Annotated in this window: 14 protein-coding genes and 1 riboswitch; of the genes, 2 read left to right on the top strand and 12 right to left on the bottom strand. The window is 33.0% G+C overall.

All coding sequences use genetic code 11. The features are described from left to right. Window positions 1–93: 93 nt before the first annotated feature. The 4 genes from AL499_RS01535 to cmk form a co-directional block, all read right to left on the bottom strand. Window positions 94–1,092, bottom strand: a complete 999-nt coding sequence (locus AL499_RS01535) for an NAD(P)H-dependent glycerol-3-phosphate dehydrogenase (protein ID WP_002492343.1) — start codon at window positions 1,090–1,092, stop codon at window positions 94–96. Window positions 1,093–1,109: 17 nt separating this feature from the next. After that, window positions 1,110–2,420 carry a ribosome biogenesis GTPase Der gene (der, locus tag AL499_RS01530; RefSeq protein WP_002459076.1) on the bottom strand — a complete coding sequence of 437 codons (1,311 nt, stop codon included), beginning with the start codon at window positions 2,418–2,420 and terminating at the stop codon, window positions 1,110–1,112. Between the two features lie 173 nt (window positions 2,421–2,593). After that, window positions 2,594–3,772: a 30S ribosomal protein S1 gene (gene rpsA / locus AL499_RS01525; RefSeq protein ID WP_002492345.1), complete on the bottom strand. Its 1,179-nt coding sequence runs from the start codon at window positions 3,770–3,772 to the stop codon at window positions 2,594–2,596. Window positions 3,773–4,054: 282 nt separating this feature from the next. Further along, entirely contained in the window at window positions 4,055–4,714 is a 660-nt protein-coding gene (gene cmk, locus AL499_RS01520; RefSeq protein WP_002459074.1) for a (d)CMP kinase, read from the bottom strand. 76 nt (window positions 4,715–4,790) lie between these two features. Here cmk and AL499_RS01515 point away from each other — a divergent pair, with 76 nt between their 5' ends. After that, window positions 4,791–5,759 carry an asparaginase gene (locus tag AL499_RS01515; protein WP_037540397.1) on the top strand — a complete coding sequence of 323 codons (969 nt, stop codon included), beginning with the start codon at window positions 4,791–4,793 and terminating at the stop codon, window positions 5,757–5,759. 290 nt (window positions 5,760–6,049) lie between these two features. On the opposite strand, the gene AL499_RS01510 is transcribed toward AL499_RS01515, so the two are convergent. The 5 genes from AL499_RS01510 to AL499_RS01490 all read right to left on the bottom strand — a co-directional run bounded on the left by AL499_RS01510 (window position 6,050) and on the right by AL499_RS01490 (window position 12,456). Next, window positions 6,050–7,033: an amidohydrolase family protein gene (locus tag AL499_RS01510; protein WP_002492335.1), complete on the bottom strand. Its 984-nt coding sequence runs from the start codon at window positions 7,031–7,033 to the stop codon at window positions 6,050–6,052. 362 nt (window positions 7,034–7,395) lie between these two features. Further along, window positions 7,396–8,382: a bacillithiol disulfide reductase YpdA gene (gene ypdA / locus AL499_RS01505; protein WP_002478167.1), complete on the bottom strand. Its 987-nt coding sequence runs from the start codon at window positions 8,380–8,382 to the stop codon at window positions 7,396–7,398. A 289-nt stretch (window positions 8,383–8,671) separates the two neighbouring features. Further along, a complete protein-coding gene (gene ebpS / locus AL499_RS01500; protein ID WP_226952583.1) occupies window positions 8,672–10,000 on the bottom strand; it encodes an elastin-binding protein EbpS in 1,329 nt (442 codons plus the stop codon). 130 nt (window positions 10,001–10,130) lie between these two features. Further along, a complete protein-coding gene (locus tag AL499_RS01495) occupies window positions 10,131–11,510 on the bottom strand; it encodes a RecQ family ATP-dependent DNA helicase (RefSeq protein ID WP_002459069.1) in 1,380 nt (459 codons plus the stop codon). Then, window positions 11,497–12,456, bottom strand: coding sequence for a helix-turn-helix domain-containing protein (locus AL499_RS01490; protein WP_002492332.1), 960 nt, complete (start codon window positions 12,454–12,456; stop codon window positions 11,497–11,499). Before AL499_RS01490 ends, AL499_RS01495 begins: the two co-directional genes overlap by 14 nt. Before the next feature lie 110 nt (window positions 12,457–12,566). Here AL499_RS01490 and AL499_RS01485 point away from each other — a divergent pair, with 110 nt between their 5' ends. Next, entirely contained in the window at window positions 12,567–12,815 is a 249-nt protein-coding gene (locus AL499_RS01485; RefSeq protein ID WP_002449743.1) for a ferredoxin, read from the top strand. Window positions 12,816–12,956: 141 nt separating this feature from the next. On the opposite strand, the gene AL499_RS01480 is transcribed toward AL499_RS01485, so the two are convergent. The 3 genes from AL499_RS01480 to AL499_RS01470 form a co-directional block, all read right to left on the bottom strand. After that, window positions 12,957–13,499, bottom strand: coding sequence for an ECF transporter S component (locus tag AL499_RS01480; RefSeq protein ID WP_002478165.1), 543 nt, complete (start codon window positions 13,497–13,499; stop codon window positions 12,957–12,959). A 65-nt stretch (window positions 13,500–13,564) separates the two neighbouring features. Next, a riboswitch (FMN riboswitch) is annotated at window positions 13,565–13,695 on the bottom strand. 524 nt (window positions 13,696–14,219) lie between these two features. After that, entirely contained in the window at window positions 14,220–15,968 is a 1,749-nt protein-coding gene (locus AL499_RS01475) for an ATP-binding protein (RefSeq protein WP_002492342.1), read from the bottom strand. Continuing rightward, entirely contained in the window at window positions 15,952–16,677 is a 726-nt protein-coding gene (locus AL499_RS01470; protein ID WP_002459064.1) for a response regulator transcription factor, read from the bottom strand. The genes AL499_RS01475 and AL499_RS01470 overlap by 17 nt, the downstream gene beginning before the upstream one ends. Window positions 16,678–16,806 lie beyond the last annotated feature (129 nt).

Raw genomic sequence — 16,806 nt, 5'->3', positions numbered from 1 at the left:
AACCGCAATAATTTATGTGCGATAAACCTTGAAATAGAGCGATTTATTGATAAGTTTTTAAGTTAATATGCATTTATAGTGTAAAAATACACATTATTCCGATTTTTTATCTCTTCCCATTAATTTTTTTACGCCATCTTTAACAGGTTCGTTTTCAAATAATACTTCATATAAAGCATTGGTAATAGGCATATCAACGTGGAGCGATTTAGCTAAATGGTAAACAGATTCTGTAGTGTATATACCTTCTACAACCATATTCATTTCATTTAATGCTTCGTCCATCGTTTTACCTTGACCTAATTTGTATCCTAGAGTAAAGTTACGAGAATGTGTTGATGTACATGTTACGATTAAATCACCTATTCCACCCAACCCTAAAAACGTCATAGGATCAGCACCTAACTTTTCCCCTAAACGACTAATTTCTGCTAAACCGCGAGTCATTAATGCTGCTTTAGCATTATCGCCAAAGTTAAGTCCTGCTACAATTCCACTTGCTACTGCAATAATATTTTTTAATGCGCCACCTAATTCAACACCAATTAAATCGTTGTTTGTATAAACGCGTAAATAATCATTCATAAATAAGTCTTGAATGAGTTGACTAACTGCTTCATCTTTTGAAGATGCAGCTACTGTAGTTGGTTGTTTAATCACGACTTCTTCTGCATGACTTGGCCCTGATAAGACACCTATACCTGCATTATGTTCTGGAGCAATTGTATCTTCCAACATTTCTGATACACGTTTGAATGTGCCATTTTCAATTCCTTTTGCGACATGAATAAATGTTTTTTTAGAAGATAAGTGCTGATCAATTTCACCTGCTACTTCTCGCATCGCTTTTGTTGGTAAAGCCATCAGAAAAACGTCTGAAAATTGTATAGCTTGATTAATATCAGTTGTAGCTTTAATGCTATCACAAAGTTTAGCTTCTTTAAGATATTGTGGATTCATATGATGTTCATTTAGATTATTTACATTTTGTTCATTTTTCCCCCACATTAATACATCATGGCCGTTTTCAGCTAGTACATTTGCTAATGCGGTTCCAAAACTTCCCATACCAAAAATAGATATCTTTGTCATAATGATCCTCACTTTCTTTAATTTCGTTTTCTTGGAATAATATGAATCGGCGTGCCTTCAAAACCAAAAGCATCACGAATTTGGTTTTCTAAATAGCGTTTATAAGAAAAATGCATCAATTCAACATCGTTAACAAATATAACGAAGGTTGGTGGTTCAATTGCTACTTGAGTAGCATAGAAAACATTTAAACGGCGACCTTTATCTGTAGGTGTTGGATTCATTGAAATCGCATCTGTAACTACTTCATTTAGTGTAGAGCTTTGAACACGTTTTTTATGATTTTCGCTTGCTTCATTGATATAAGGGAACAGTGTACGTAATCTTTGTCGCTCTTTGGCTGAAACAAATGCAATTTGTGCATAATCTAAAAATTGAAAGTTTTTACGAATATCATCTGTAAATTTTTTCATTGTTTTACTATCTTTTTCGACAGTGTCCCATTTATTGACAACAATTACGACCGCTTTTCCTTCTTCATGTGCATAACCTGCAACGCGTTTGTCTTGCTCGATAATACCTTCTTCAGCATCAATAACAATAAGAACGACATTAGACCGTTCAATTGCTTTTAATGCACGTAAAACTGAATATTTTTCGGTAGACTCGTAAACCTTCCCTTTTTTGCGCATACCTGCTGTATCTATTAAGACATAATCTTGGTTATCATAAGTATACTCAGTATCGATTGCATCTCGAGTTGTACCCGCTACATTAGAAACAATAACGCGTTCTTCTCCAAGAATGGCATTCACTAAACTTGATTTTCCAACATTTGGACGTCCGATAATTGAAAGTCTAATTGTATCTTCATCATATGGATCCTCAGTTTCTTTATTGAAGTGCTTAACAACTTCGTCGAGTAAATCACCTAAGCCTAAGCCGTGGGAACCAGAAATTGGATAAGGTTCGCCAAAACCTAAAGCGTAAAAGTCATAAATATCAGTTTTCATTTCTGGATTATCGACTTTATTTACTGCAAGAACAACTGGTTTTTTAGATTTATATAAAATTTGAGCAACCATTTCATCACTTTGAGTTAAACCTTCACGTACATTAACCATAAAAATGATAACATCAGCTTCGTCAATTGCAATTTCCGCTTGTGCTCTGATTTGAGTTTGAAATGGCGCATCTCCGATTTCTATACCACCTGTATCAATGATATTGAATTCATGAGTTAACCATTCGCCTGAAGAATAGATACGGTCACGTGTGACACCAGGAGTATCTTCTACTATAGATACACGTTCACCGACTACTCTGTTAAAAATTGTAGACTTGCCTACATTTGGCTTACCTACAATTGCTACTACAGGTTTAGTCATTTGTTAATTCCTCTCTTTCTTAAATCTCTATAATTTTATCATATGCGTACTTTAAATCAAATAAACATTAATTTCTAGAGCTATAGCATCACATCATTTTTAAAATAATAATAGCCCAATTAAAGTAGATACCTTAACTGGACTAAATAAAAACGGATTATAAAAATAACGAATTAGAATTTTAAATCTTTAAATTTGTCTCTGAACATATCTCCTAATGTTGGATTGTCATCATCGCTATCATTATCTATATAAGATTGTGTTGTTGCCTCATCACTTTCAATGACATCTTCATTAGGTAAAGTTGCTTTAATTGAAAGTGAAATACGTTCATTATCTTCGTCAACACCAAGAATTTTGACATTGACTTGTTGGCCAGGTTCAAGTTTTTCACTTGGAGAACCGATGTGTTTATGGTCTATTTCTGAAATATGGACTAATCCTTGAACACCTGGTGCTACTTCAACAAAGGCACCAAAAGCAGCTAATCTTACAACTGTACCTTCGATAACATCATCTTCATGGAATTGGCCTTTAATGCGTTCGAAAGGTGTTGGAAGTGTGTCTTTGATAGACAGAGAAATACGTTCTGAATCTTTCTCTACAGATTTGACTTTCACTTCTACTTCTTGTCCTACACTAACAACGTCTTCAGGAGAATCTACATGTTCATGTGAAAGTTCTGATACATGTACAAGTCCATCTACACCACCAATATCAATAAAGGCACCAAAGTTTGTTAAACGTGCTACTTTACCTTTAATAACGTCTCCAGCATTAAGAGAATCAAGTAAAGATGCTTTTTTAACTTCATTTTCTGCTTGTTCTACAGCTTTACGGCTTAAAATGACTCTATTTTTTTCCGGTTCTAATTCTTCGACTTTAATTTTAATAGTTTGACCGTCAAACACAGAGAAGTCTTCGATAAAATCTGTTGAAATAAGTGAAGCGGGCACAAAGCCTCGTTGACCTACGTCTACCACTAAACCGCCTTTAACTACTTCAGTAACTTTTGCTTCAATTACTTCATCGTTATTAAGTTTCTCTTGTAAGTATTCATAGGATTTTTCAGTTTCAAGTTGTCTTTTAGATAGAATGTAAGCACCTGATTCATTTTCTTCATCAACTTCAATTTTAGTGACATACGCTTCGATGCTGTCACCTACGCTAACTACTTCATTTGGATTATCAATATGATGTGTAGAAAGTTGACTTATTGGAATGATACCATTGTATTTACCACCATTAATGTGAACTACAACTTGTTTATCTTCAACTTGTTGAACTTCACCGGTGATTTTGTCACCTTCTTTTATATCATTGATCATTGATTCGTTGAATTCTTCAGTCATCTTGTTTGCCTCCTTATACACTACATAATTATAACATCTTATAATATGACAGAATTGTCAAGAAATTCCTTCTCATGCGAATCATGAAACATAAACTTGTCAGAGCTTCTTGAAAAAAGTAATGAAAAAGATTATTGAATATTCAAGAATTTAAAAAGTAATTTTTAGGTCTTTAATTGATATATACACGTAATATATACAACTTTATTATATGCCTTAATGTACTTTTGATAAAAGAAAAGCAACTATGATTTTAAACGTTAATCATAGTTGCTAGTAACATTATTTAATTTTGTCTACCAAATTTAAAATTTCATCTGTAACTTCTTCGATTGATTTTCCTGTTGTATCTAATGTAATGGCATCTGTAGCTTTTTTTAGTGGTGAAATTTCTCGGTTCATGTCATATTGATCACGTTCAGCAATATCAATCTTTAATTGTTCGATATTAGATTCAATGCCGCGTTGTTCATTATCTTTTTGACGACGTTCAGCACGCTCTTCAACGGAAGCTATCATATACACTTTAAGTTCTGCATCAGGTAGAACTACGGTACCAATGTCTCTACCATCCATAACAATCCCTTTTTGATGTGCAAGTTTTTGTTGGATTTTAACTGCGAATTTTCGAATTGGTGCCTTTGATGCGACATATGACACGTGACTCGTGACTTCGTTATCACGCAAAAAATCTGTAACATCTTCGTCATCAAGAAGGATGCGTTGGCCTTTTTCAGGGTCATATGTAAGCTGCAAGGTTGTATGTTGGATTAAATCTTCGAAGTCTTCCGTTTTATTTAGTTTTAAATATTTATATGTTAATGCCCGATACATAGCACCAGTATCCACATATATCATTTTTAATTGAGTTGCAACACGCTTTGCAATCGTGCTTTTTCCTGCTGCTGCTGGTCCATCCAACGCAATATTAATTGAAGCCATTATTAAATTACCTACCTTGTTGTTTTATTTATAATATTTTATCATAAATATGTAAATGATAACTAGGAGGACACATATGAAAAAGTTACTTGTCATTCATACAGGCGGAACGATTAGTATGTCACAAAATCACTTAAATAAAGTGATAACTAACAATAATAATCCAATTTCTCAACATGAATCATTGATACAGCAATATGCTGACATCCAAGAGGTACATCCTTTTAATGTGCCCTCCCCACAAATAACTATTGAACATATTATTCAGTTAAAAGATATTATTGAATCTGCAAATATCAATAATGAATATGATGGATTCGTTATAACTCATGGTACAGATACTTTAGAAGAAACAGCTTTTTTACTGGATTTAATTATTAGCATTGAGGCTCCAATTGTTATTACGGGTGCAATGCGTTCCTCAAATGAAATTGGTTCGGATGGCTTATATAATTTTATAAGTGCCATTAGGGTTGCAACGTCTAAAGAGGCGCAGAATAAAGGTGTAATGGTTGTGTTTAATAATGAAATTCATACTGCACGTAACGTAACAAAAACGCACACATCTAATATCAATACTTTTCAAAGTCCTAATCATGGCCCATTAGGTGTCTTAACAAAAGATAATGTTCAGTTCCATCACCGTCCATATCAGCAGACTGTATACTCAAAAGTGAATGCCGACCTTGTAGTACCTTTGATTAAAGCGTATTTAGGAATAAGTAGTGATATTTTTAACTTTTATGCTCAGCAACAAGTTGATGGCATTGTTATAGAAGCGTTAGGACAAGGAAATTTACCAACAACATGTTTAGCTGGATTAGAACGTTGTATACAACAGCAAATCCCTGTAATAATTGTTTCTCGTTCATTCAATGGTATTGTAAGTCCGACTTATGCTTATGAAGGCGGTGGTTATGATTTAGAATCGAGAGGTTGCATTTTTTCAAATGGATTGAATGGGCCTAAAGCGAGATTAAAATTATTAGTTGGCTTGAGTAATCAATTAACACTTAAACAATTGAATAGTTATTTCAATTTTTAATGTTTAATAATAAATAAGGTTGATAAGTCTAGTTAGAATACTTTATGTAGTTAATTATTTTAAACAATGAATAATTAGAATTAAATATGGAAACTTAATTATTTTATATGGGTAGTAGATCCGGGATATTATTATGTTTTAGGCTATCAACTAAATACTGGCAGTAGTTGACTGGATTGAAAATACGCTGATACCAACCTTTTTCAATTCTAGTCAACCTTTGCCGGGGCGGGACTACGAATTCATAATGAACGCTGTCCTGTTCCCTCCTGCGCTAGTATTAACATTAACTAAAAACTATCTTTAAATCTTGGGAATAATGTGAGTGCATTATTTCTTTTAACATCTTCAATCTTTTGAGGGTTAAAATTAGCATCATTTTCTATAGTGTTAATCATTAATTTGTCAATTTTTTCAGGTGCATAGTGGGCGTCACTACCAAATAGAATATGATCATCTGTTGTTGTCTCATCTAATGCTTTGAATGTTGCTAACTGTGTTGATAACGCAGTATCGTAATAAAAATCACTTATATAGTCTTCAGGTGATTTAGAAAGAGTTACATATTTACTATTATCCATTGTTTGTTTAATAAGTTCGTAACATTGATTAATTCGCCATGTTAGATATGGAAGTGTGCCACCTGCATGAGCTAAAATAATTTTAATATTAGGATGTCGGTCCATCGTTCCACTCAAAATCAGATTAGCAGCTGCTCGTGTAGTATTAAATGTAAACTCAGCCATAAAGTCGACTGGCATGTATTTTGGTCGGGGTACATAATCTGGCGGTGTACTTGGATGAATAAAGACAACTGCTTGTCTGTCATTTAAAACTCTCATTAAATCCTCAAATTCAGGATCTCCTAAAAATGATTCACTATAGTTTGACAACAATGCTACACCATCTAATTTCAGCGTATCTAAAGCATAAATTGCCTCTTCTATAGCGCCTTCAACGTCAGGAAGTGGTAAAGTAGCGAATGCTCCAAAACGATTTGGATAATCATTGATGAGTTTTGCTTGAAGTTCGTTAATATTTCTTGCTACGTCTTTCCTTTTTTCTGGATCTAATGGTTCAAGAGCAGGATCAGAAATAGAAGTAATACCCGCCTCGATACCTAACCGATCCATCATCTCAATGCTATCTTGGGGTTCCCATTTTTTTATTTTAAGTCCACCAGCTTTATCGATGCCACTATCATTTAATGCTTTTAAATAAATTTCGGGAATAATATGATGATGAATGTCTATATATCCACTACGTTTAACCATAAATAAACGCCTCCAATTTTTAAACTTCTATACAACTCGACTATTTATAGACAACTTGTATAGAAACCATGTTACGCTTAGTATGAATAATTTCAATGAACAAAAATTATTAAATTGTATATTAAACTACAAAATATTCATTAGTGTAAATAAAATATAAGATTATAGATAAAAATATGAGTTATGACTAATAAACGTCAAAAATTTAACTTAAACTATTGAAAGAAAAAATATAAATTAAATTGGGGTTTCAAAAGGAAAAAATATAGGTCTAGTCTTCTCTAAAATAAAAAAGCTATGAAGAAATCAATGAGCATAAAATTTCTTCATAGCTTTTTTTATTATGTTGTATTTATAAATGGTTAAGTCTCTAAAGGTGTTTGCTTTTTAGTTAAAATGCTTTGTGTAATGACGCCACCATGGTATTTTCCGTTTTCAATAAAAATCGAATTATTGTCATTTCCAGCAGTGATGACCCCTGCAATATAACAGTTTTCTACATTTGTTTCATAAGTTTCTTTATTATGGACTGGTGCAGTGCCATATTCGTTTGTATTAATTTCAATTCCGATTGACTCTAAAAAGTCATAATCAGGATGATATCCAATCATAGCAAAAACATAGTCATTTGGTATTTCGATAAGCTTACCATCTTTTTTATATGTAACGGTAGTTTCGCTAATCTTTTCTACTGTTGCATTAAATTCCATCTTTATTTTCTCATGATTAACCAATGATTCGAAGTTTGGCAAAATCCACGGTTTAATAGCGGCTGAATAACGGTCTCCTCTATATAATACGGTAACATTAGCACCTGCTTTTTCTAATTCCAGTGCAGCATCAACAGCAGAATTTTTACCGCCAATGACCACAACATTTTGATCAAAATATGGATGTGCTTCTTTAAAATAGTAAAAAACTTTAGCTAAATTTGCACCTTCAGCTTCTAATTGATTATGCTGACCATAGTATCCTGTAGCGACAGTTAAGAATTTACATTGATATACATCTTTAGTAGTCGTTATAGTAAATTTATTGTCAATTTTTTTAACCGTTAAAACTTCTTCAAAGGCGTGTACATTTAATTGATGGTGTTTGACTACTTCACGGTAGTATACGAGTGCTTGATTACGATGCGGTTTACTTTCTTCAACAATAAATGGAATATCACCTATACTTAGTTTGTCACTTGAAGAAAAGAATGTTTGATGTGTAGGATATTTGTATATTGAATCAACAACATTACCTTTTTCAATGACTAAGGTTTCAATACCTTTCTTTTTTTGTTCTATAGCTGCACTTAAACCACATGGGCCTCCTCCAATAATAATACTTTCATAACTTTGCATTTTTATGGCCTCCTTTAACCCCTTAATTATTATAGCAGTTGGTTTCTTATTTCTAAATAAAATTGTTTGATGTATTTAAAAGAGATTTAGCAATGAATATGATTAAAAAAGAGCGGGACTATGAATTCATAATGAATTCTGTCCCGCCCCGGTAAGGTTGACTAGGGTTGGAAAGAGCTTATTATAAGCGTATTTTCAATCCAGTCAATTACTGTCAATATATATTTTTATATGGTTATATTTTTGAAGGTACCTTTTTTAGACGTATCGTTTTGGTTATTTATTTGTCTTATCTTGGTATAACTAAATGTTGTCCATTAGAAATGTTATTACTTGTTAAGCCGTTTGCGGCTTTTATTTTATTAACATTTTCTGGAGAACCATTACCATAATATTGAATGGCGATACGATAAAGATTTTGGTTACCAACAACGGTATGCGTTTGTTGGCCTTGTGCGCTATTTGACTGTGACGCTCCGTTTTGTTGTTGTTGCGCATTTTGATTGTTAGCTTGATTATTTACACCGTTTGAATTATTAGCTGATGCGTTATCAGAGTTTGCTTCAGAATTGTTGTCATCATTTGATGCATTGTTACTACTATTATCATCTTTTTTATCTTTACTATCTGATTTTTCTTTGTTGCTTTTATCATTGTTACTAGCTTTATCTTTCTTATCTTGTTGTGCTACTTTTTGATTGTCATCTGCTTGATTATCACCGTGATCTTTATTCAAATACATACCTAAAAAGATAGCTAGCGCGGCAAGCACAAGCAATAAAGCTAATAATGGCAACAATAAGCCTTTAATTCCACGTTTGTTCGATTCCTTATCATCATGATGCTCCGGTCTGTTCGTATTGTTGTAATGATTGTTTTGACTTGCTGCTCCAGCTGCACCTGCTGTACCACTACCTGCAGCCTTTTTCTTATCATTTTGGGTTAATCTATGTTTGTTTTCTTGTTGGGTAGAATCATCATTGTTATTTTTATTGTTATGATTTGCTGATGCACCTATTCCAGCGGCTCCAGCAGCCCCAACGCCTGCAGCTGTTGTTTTGTCTAATTTAGACGACTTTTTTTCTGGATTATTTTGCGCTTGATCATCATCTGCTATTGCTTGCTTAGATTCATTTTGAGTACTTTGATTGTTTTGTTTGTTGCTTTGTTGTTCGCCAGTATTTCGAGTATCGTGTCTATTGCTTACTGATTCCTTATTATCATGACTTGCTGCGCCAACACTTGCACTGGCCGCACCTTTACGGTTCTGAGAATTCGCATTTTTGTGTTCTGTTGGCTTTGCTTCTTGTTGCGGTTTAGTTGAATCATGTGATGGTTGTCTTTCATCTTCCGTTTGATGGTTTTGATTGTCTTTTTCATTATAGTTATGAACTTGTTTATCTTGATTGCTTTTGGTGTTCCGCTGACGTTTACGTTGACGACGTTGTGCATTTCGGGGTGGAAATTGTTGGTTGTTGTCTAAATTTTCTTGTACTTGCTCCTTTTCATTTGTTGTGTGTTCTTCTGTGTGGTGTTCTGATTTATCTTCGTGCTGATTCGTGTCAATTGATTGACGGTTTTTTTCAAAATCATCTTTAAAATTATTAGACACACTCATCATCCTTTCTCTACTGCGAATTAATTATTGTTAGTTATAGTTTACCCAAGAAAATTTATAATATGTACTTATAAATACAATTTATTACAATAATTATAGCGTTACTAAATATTTATAGCAAAGGAAGTACTTAGCTAAGAAATAAATTTTTAAGTTTATCTTCATAAGACATTTGACGTTTGACCTTTTTTCGATTATAAATTTTAAGCGGTTTTATATCAGTATCATGGTCACAACATATAGATGGAATATCAGGGACTTCTCCAAAAAATTCTAATAAGTATTTTCGACGACATTGATCAAGTTGGCTATAACTAAGCATACGATTAAGTGCGAGTTGTTTTCTCTCTTGTGCTATTTGGAAAATCTGTTTAAGTTGTGCATAAGTGAAATGAGAATGTAAGATTTCTAATATATCTTGCTTCAATGGCTCAATGTTTGCACCAAGTTCGTAGCAGTCAATATCATAAGGTAAAATCATATCTGCAAAAAGGATGGTTTCTAATAAATAGCGATCATCTGGTTGAAATAGGCTAATTGCTTGGCTCGGTTGCTGATCACGCCCTGCTCTTCCTATTTCTTGGAGATAACTAGACGGACTGGTAGATAGATGAAAATGAATAACCGTGCGAATATCCTTTTTATTGACTCCCATACCAAATGCACTAGTTGCTACAATGACTGGTATATCATTATTGATAAATTGTTGTTGGACGGTTTGTCGTTCTTGATAAGATAAATCACCATGGTATATCCCTGTTAAATACCCATGTTTATATATAGTCTTGGCTAATTCAACACACATTTTTTTAGACGAAACATAAATAATTGTTGGACCAGATTGTTCTATGTAGTGCATTAACCAATTCATTTTTTCTTGATCATTTCTAAAGTTAATGTGCTGAAAACTAATATTAGGTCTATTCATATGTGTTTTGATAACATGAAATGACACATTTAACAGCTGATTTAAATCCTGTTCCAAATGTGGCGGAGCAGTAGCAGTTAGCGCAAGGATGGTAGCATTTTTATAATAGTTGGTTATTTTACTAATAAGCGCATAATGCGGTCTGAAGTCATATCCCCATTCAGAGATACAATGTGCTTCATCTAGTACAATAAGACCAAAATCGATAGTTGAAATTAGTTTGAAGTTTTGAGGTTGTAATATAAATTCAGGACTTAAAAATATAAAGCGACTCTTCGCTAAGCGTTTCATATTCCAGTTTTTTTCATTATCATCCATACCTGAATGAATGTATGCAACAGACTGTTCTCCACTCATTTTTAATTGTGCAACCTGATCGTCCATCAAAGAAATAAGCGGGGAAATAATTAAAGTTGATTGCTGTAATTCATAAGTAGCCATTTGATAACATAGACTTTTACCGCTACCAGTCGGTAAAATGCCCAATGTATGATTTGAATCTAATACACTTTTAATAATTTCCTTTTGTCCTGCTTTAAAGTTATCAAAACCAAACCAGGATTTTAATTTATCCTCTAGCAATAAGCTCACCTCTTTCAATTCCAACAATCATTAGTTTTATTTCAAAATAAGACAAGTTTGGGAAAGCCTGTTTATATGCTTTTAATCGCTCTCCACGATGTTTGTTATAAAATTCATTAAATTGATGGAAACCGTCTTCAGATATGAAATCAAAATAATGAGTGATATAACCTTTAATAAATAACTCTAGTATATGATCTTCGATTGTATTCAGTTTGACGTGTTGTTTTTGAGCAATTTGCGTCATTGAAAAACGTTGTTTTAATTGTTGTTGGGTTATGTGTGTTTTATGTAATAATGACGGTTTAATGATACATTGACTAAGTATTGGATAACGATATTCTATTTCTAGTTCATACATTAGTGTTACAAGTTCGTTCATTTCTAGGTTAAATAAATGCTGTTCAGGTATACTTTCAATCAAACTGATTTGTTGACGGGTATACATTGGTTCTTCATAGCCTTGTAAATAATAATGTAGACAACAATAATTGTTATTATTTGTATATAGAGCTTTAAATAATTGATTTAGCTCAGTGATAAATGCGCTATCCTTATCTTCTTTTTTTATATAGTAGTAGATTTGTTTAACTTTTCTTTGGATAAGGCCATGCTGTGAAATAGGTATAAATGAATAGACCTTTTGTTGCGTGTTTGACAACGTTTGAATAAGTAATTGAATACAATTGAAAGTATGTACTAAACTATCATACGTATATCTTGGATGAACTTTTATCGTCATGTCATTGTTAACATTTTGTGCCATAAATCGCTCGAAAGACGGATATTTTAAATTGGGTAAACTGTGATATAATGATAAAAGTTGTTGACTGCAGGCGTCAAAAAAGGTTTGATGTGTTTTTTTGCCTGTTAATAAATTAAAAATGCTTTTATTTGTTTTATAAGTGAATGAATGTTGTTTAGAATAAAGTATAATATCTTTCAATCTCGACCCTCGCTCTTATGAAACTAATAAATTAATAAAAAGTTTTTTCGATGTATACATGAGTATTTGTTATACTAGTGTAGCATGTTTATCAAAGGAGGCGAATGAAAATGGCTAAATATACAATCGTTGATATGGATACGTGTATTGCATGTGGTGCATGTGGTGCGGCCGCTCCAGATATTTATGATTATGACGATGAAGGTATTGCTTTCGTAATCCTTGATGATAACCAAGGTACTGCCGAAGTGCCAGAAGAGTTATATGAAGATATGGAAGATGCCTTAGAAGGTTGTCCAACTGATTCCATCAAAATAGAAGAAGAACCTTTTGATGGTGATGCTTTAAAATTCGAATAGCACATAGCTATTTTATATATAGTAGATTAGTAGTTAAAGCAAAATATTAATTATAATAATTGCAGGCAATGTTTCTCAAATGGGAGCATTGCCTGCTTTGTATTTACAAGCGTATCTTTAAAAGTTTCATTTACCTGTTAATTATTTAAGTACGCTTTTAATTCTGCGATATAAAAGTATAAATATGATTGAGATGATTGCCCCTTTGATAATATTAAACGGTATGATACCAGAGACGATAATGATTTTTATATTTTTTACAATATCTGCTAAGTTGAAAATCATGCCATATAGTGGCAACAATACGAAATAATTTAAAATACTAAGTACAATGGTCATAACTAATGTAGCCATGACTAATGCAGTTATCATTGCTTTATTAGCAACATGTCCTCTTTTATTAACATAATATGCTGTAAGTAAGAAACTTATACCGGCTAAGAAATTAGCCACAGGACCTACTGGGTCTCCCATATTAAAGAAAAAATTAAGCAAATTTTTAATAAATGCCACTATAATACCTGCTATAGGACCCATTGAAAAAGTTGCTAACAATGTAGGGACATCACTGAAATCTAATGTTAAGTATGGCGGAAAAAAAGGTAGTGGAAACTTTAAAAAAGTCAAAACAAAGCCAATGGCACTTAACATGCTAATGGTTATTAGACGTTTATTTTGTTGCATATGTAGTTTTCTCCTTCCATTCATCTTGCAAAGAATTGGAGGAAAATTGTTCACAACAAATAAACCTCCATCTTCTCCCATCCAGACTATACTGTCGGCTCTAGATTCGCACTAGATCAGCCGCTTGTTGAACACAAGCAGGTCGCAGGCTTTATTTACTGCCGGTTGGGAATTACACCCTACCCCGAAGATGAATTTTAAAATATTTTACGTCATTAATCATACGACAACACTAGCCGCAAAGCAATAAAGTTGCCCGGTAAGAGATGATGATTGAGAGCGGGACAGAATTCATTATGATTTCGTAGTTCCGTATCGGAAAGGTTGACTAGGATGGAAAAAGCTTGGTATAAGGATATTTTCAATTCAGTCAACTACTGCCAATATATCGTGCATAGTTAATCTCAATATGTTTTAACTGATATTAACTATATATAAGGTCAGGCCGGCTCATAAACGTCTCTGCTTAAATAGCCTTCGTCCTTATTTTTATATTAAGTCAAAGTCCAGCACAGAAAAAACTGACTAAACCATTTTTTAACAAAGCAAGCTGAAGTAGTCTCCTAAGCATGCGAGTCAATCATACAAAGTATTGAATATAAAAAAGCACAAAGACGATTTTTAATTTTAAATCATCTTTGTGCTATTATTTGCGGGTTTATGTCCCTGTCTGAATTCAGTGATATTATCTTTGATAAATTTTATAAATAAGCCTGAAGATTAAGGCTTCGGTAACTTGATTGTAAATGTTGTTCCCTCTCCAACGACACTTGATACAGTGATCGTACCTCCATGTTCTTCTATAATCATTTTACAAATGAATAATCCTAAGCCGGTTCCTTGTTTGCCACGTGTTCTGGATGCTTCAACCTTGTAAAAGCGATCAAAAACAAGATTTAAATGTTCAGGAGCAATACCACTGCCTGTATCATTTATGTGAAGCACATTGTACTTATCAGTATCTTCGCTAGTAATAGAAATTGTATCACCAGGTTGAGTATATCTTGTAGCATTATCAATAAGATTTGTGAGCACTTGATCGATTCGATCAGAATCGTAGTACCACAATGCGTCATTAGTTTCTGGAGTTAAGTACATATTTAATGATAAATCACTAGCTTGTTGTCTATACTTTGTTTGTATTTTGTTTAATAATGGTGCAATAGGTTGTATCTCTTTATTAACAGATAACCCTTCAGCATCCATTCTTGCAACATTGAGTAATTCATTAACTAAACGATTGAGCCTATTCGTTTCATCTAAGACAATTGATAATGACTCTTTAATTTCTTCTGGTTCCGTAACGATACCGTCAACAATTGATTCTGTATATCCTTGTAATAATGAAATAGGTGTACGCAATTCATGAGAAACATTAGCAATGAAATCTTTTTTCATTTGATCTAAGTTATGCTCATTAGTCATATCACGAATAATAACGACAATTCCACTGCGACCATCTTCTTGAATCTGAGGAATGTAACTCATAATGAAGACATAATAGCGTGTGTCAAAATCGTATTCTCGAAATTCTGTGCCTTTACTTGTAAAAGTATCTTCGATTTGGTCTTCAATTCGTTCATACATAGATTGATCAATAGTTGGTAAAATTTCATCTGCCATTTTATTTGATAATATAATGTCGCGATGATCATTGATACCTACAACACCTTCAGCCATTGAATTAATTAAACTATCACGAATATTTTTTGAGGTTGATAGTGCTTGAACATTTTCCTGAATTTCGAAACTCATGTCGTTTAATGCGCGAGATAGTTCACCAATTTCATCTTTAGTTGTTACAGATGAAATTTGAGAATAATCCCCTTTAGAAACACTTTTAGCCTGATTTCTAAGCTTTCTAAGTGGTTTAGTAATTCTATTAGATAGGAAAAAGGCGAAGACAGTTGAAATACCTAGGAAAATAATTGCAGTTATCAGAATAATAATCGTAATAGCGTTATTGGTATCTTCTATGGATTTTAAATCCTGATAAATAAAGACGCCACTATAATGACTGTGACTTCCCTTTTGAGCTTTCATAGGATAACCCAGTAAGATATAAGAACGAGAATGGTCATTATGTTTTAATGTTACATTTTGAGTTGCAGATTGACCTTTATTAAACACTGGAGAAAAGTGTTCGTTTTGATTAATCTTAGCCAACATTTGATTATTTAATTGTGACTCTTTAGCATTATGATGTGTTGACTTGTCTTTCATAATAATAACGCCACCAGAACCACTAATCAGTTTTTGGCTATGTTCAATAGCTAACTTTTTATTTTTAGATGTTTCAACAACTTGACTGATTCTTCTGGCATCATCACGAATTGATTTTTCTGTTTGCTCAGTATAATAGTATTGAATAAAAGTTATTAATGCAGCACTTAATAAAATTAAAACTGTCGTTACTATAAAGATAATAGTTAACCACAGTTTTATTACAACACTATTTAGTCGGCTCATCGCTAGCTCTAACTTCAAATTTGTAGCCAACACCCCATACTGTTTGAATCATTTGTGCTGCATCTTCTGAAACACGATTAAGTTTTTCTCTTAAGCGTTTAACATGGGTATCAACAGTTCTTAAGTCACCATAAAATTCATAATGCCAAACTTCTTTAAGTAATTGTTCTCTATCAAATACTTTGTTTGGTGTTTTAGCTAAATATATTAGTAGTTCATATTCTTTGGGTGTTAAGTTAACTTGTTGATTATCAGCTAATACACGATGCGCATCATTATCAATAAGTAAATGATTAAATTCTATGATATCTCTCGCATGAGGCTCGCTTTGTTCGGCGCTTGTTGATTGTGTACGTCTTAATAGCGCTTTCACTCTTAAGACCACTTCACGTGGAGAGAATGGTTTAACAATATAATCATCAGCACCTGATTCGAATCCTTCAACTCGGTTAGTTTCTTCGCCTTTAGCAGTAAGCATAATGATAGGTGTATCTTTATGCTCCCGTAGTTTTGATGCGACCTCGATTCCATCCATTTCAGGAAGCATTAAGTCTAAAAGTATGCATGCATAATTGTGGTCCATGGCTAATTCATAGGCTTCTTTGCCGTCACTAGCCTCATGAATGTTAAAAGATTCTCTCTCTAAGTATAATTTGAGTAATCTTCTAATTCTGTCTTCATCATCTACGATAAGTATTTCCTTACTCATTAATTCATATACCTCCTACACATGCTATTTTCTTGTTTATTATAGCATATGGTAATTGTTAAATCTCTAATTTCAAATTTGATTGTGAAAAAATTAGCAATGATTTTATAACCATAAAATTAACTTCAG

The sequence above is a fragment of the Staphylococcus lugdunensis genome (assembly GCF_001558775.1).
Taxonomy (GTDB): domain Bacteria; phylum Bacillota; class Bacilli; order Staphylococcales; family Staphylococcaceae; genus Staphylococcus; species Staphylococcus lugdunensis.
The sequence above is the reverse complement of the archived record's forward strand: the minus strand, read 5'-3'. Positions and strand labels throughout refer to the sequence as shown.

Coding starts and splice junctions, on each gene's coding strand:
- AL499_RS01510 (WP_002492335.1), bottom strand. CDS start 7,033: ATGGTTAAACGTAGTGGATATATAGACATTCATCATCATATTATTCCC.
- ebpS (WP_226952583.1), bottom strand. CDS start 10,000: ATGAGTGTGTCTAATAATTTTAAAGATGATTTTGAAAAAAACCGTCAA.
- AL499_RS01475 (WP_002492342.1), bottom strand. CDS start 15,968: ATGAGCCGACTAAATAGTGTTGTAATAAAACTGTGGTTAACTATTATC.
- ypdA (WP_002478167.1), bottom strand. CDS start 8,382: ATGCAAAGTTATGAAAGTATTATTATTGGAGGAGGCCCATGTGGTTTA.
- rpsA (WP_002492345.1), bottom strand. CDS start 3,772: ATGACTGAAGAATTCAACGAATCAATGATCAATGATATAAAAGAAGGT.
- der (WP_002459076.1), bottom strand. CDS start 2,420: ATGACTAAACCTGTAGTAGCAATTGTAGGTAAGCCAAATGTAGGCAAG.
- AL499_RS01485 (WP_002449743.1), top strand. CDS start 12,567: ATGGCTAAATATACAATCGTTGATATGGATACGTGTATTGCATGTGGT.
- cmk (WP_002459074.1), bottom strand. CDS start 4,714: ATGGCTTCAATTAATATTGCGTTGGATGGACCAGCAGCAGCAGGAAAA.
- AL499_RS01515 (WP_037540397.1), top strand. CDS start 4,791: ATGAAAAAGTTACTTGTCATTCATACAGGCGGAACGATTAGTATGTCA.
- AL499_RS01480 (WP_002478165.1), bottom strand. CDS start 13,499: ATGCAACAAAATAAACGTCTAATAACCATTAGCATGTTAAGTGCCATT.
- AL499_RS01470 (WP_002459064.1), bottom strand. CDS start 16,677: ATGAGTAAGGAAATACTTATCGTAGATGATGAAGACAGAATTAGAAGA.
- AL499_RS01535 (WP_002492343.1), bottom strand. CDS start 1,092: ATGACAAAGATATCTATTTTTGGTATGGGAAGTTTTGGAACCGCATTA.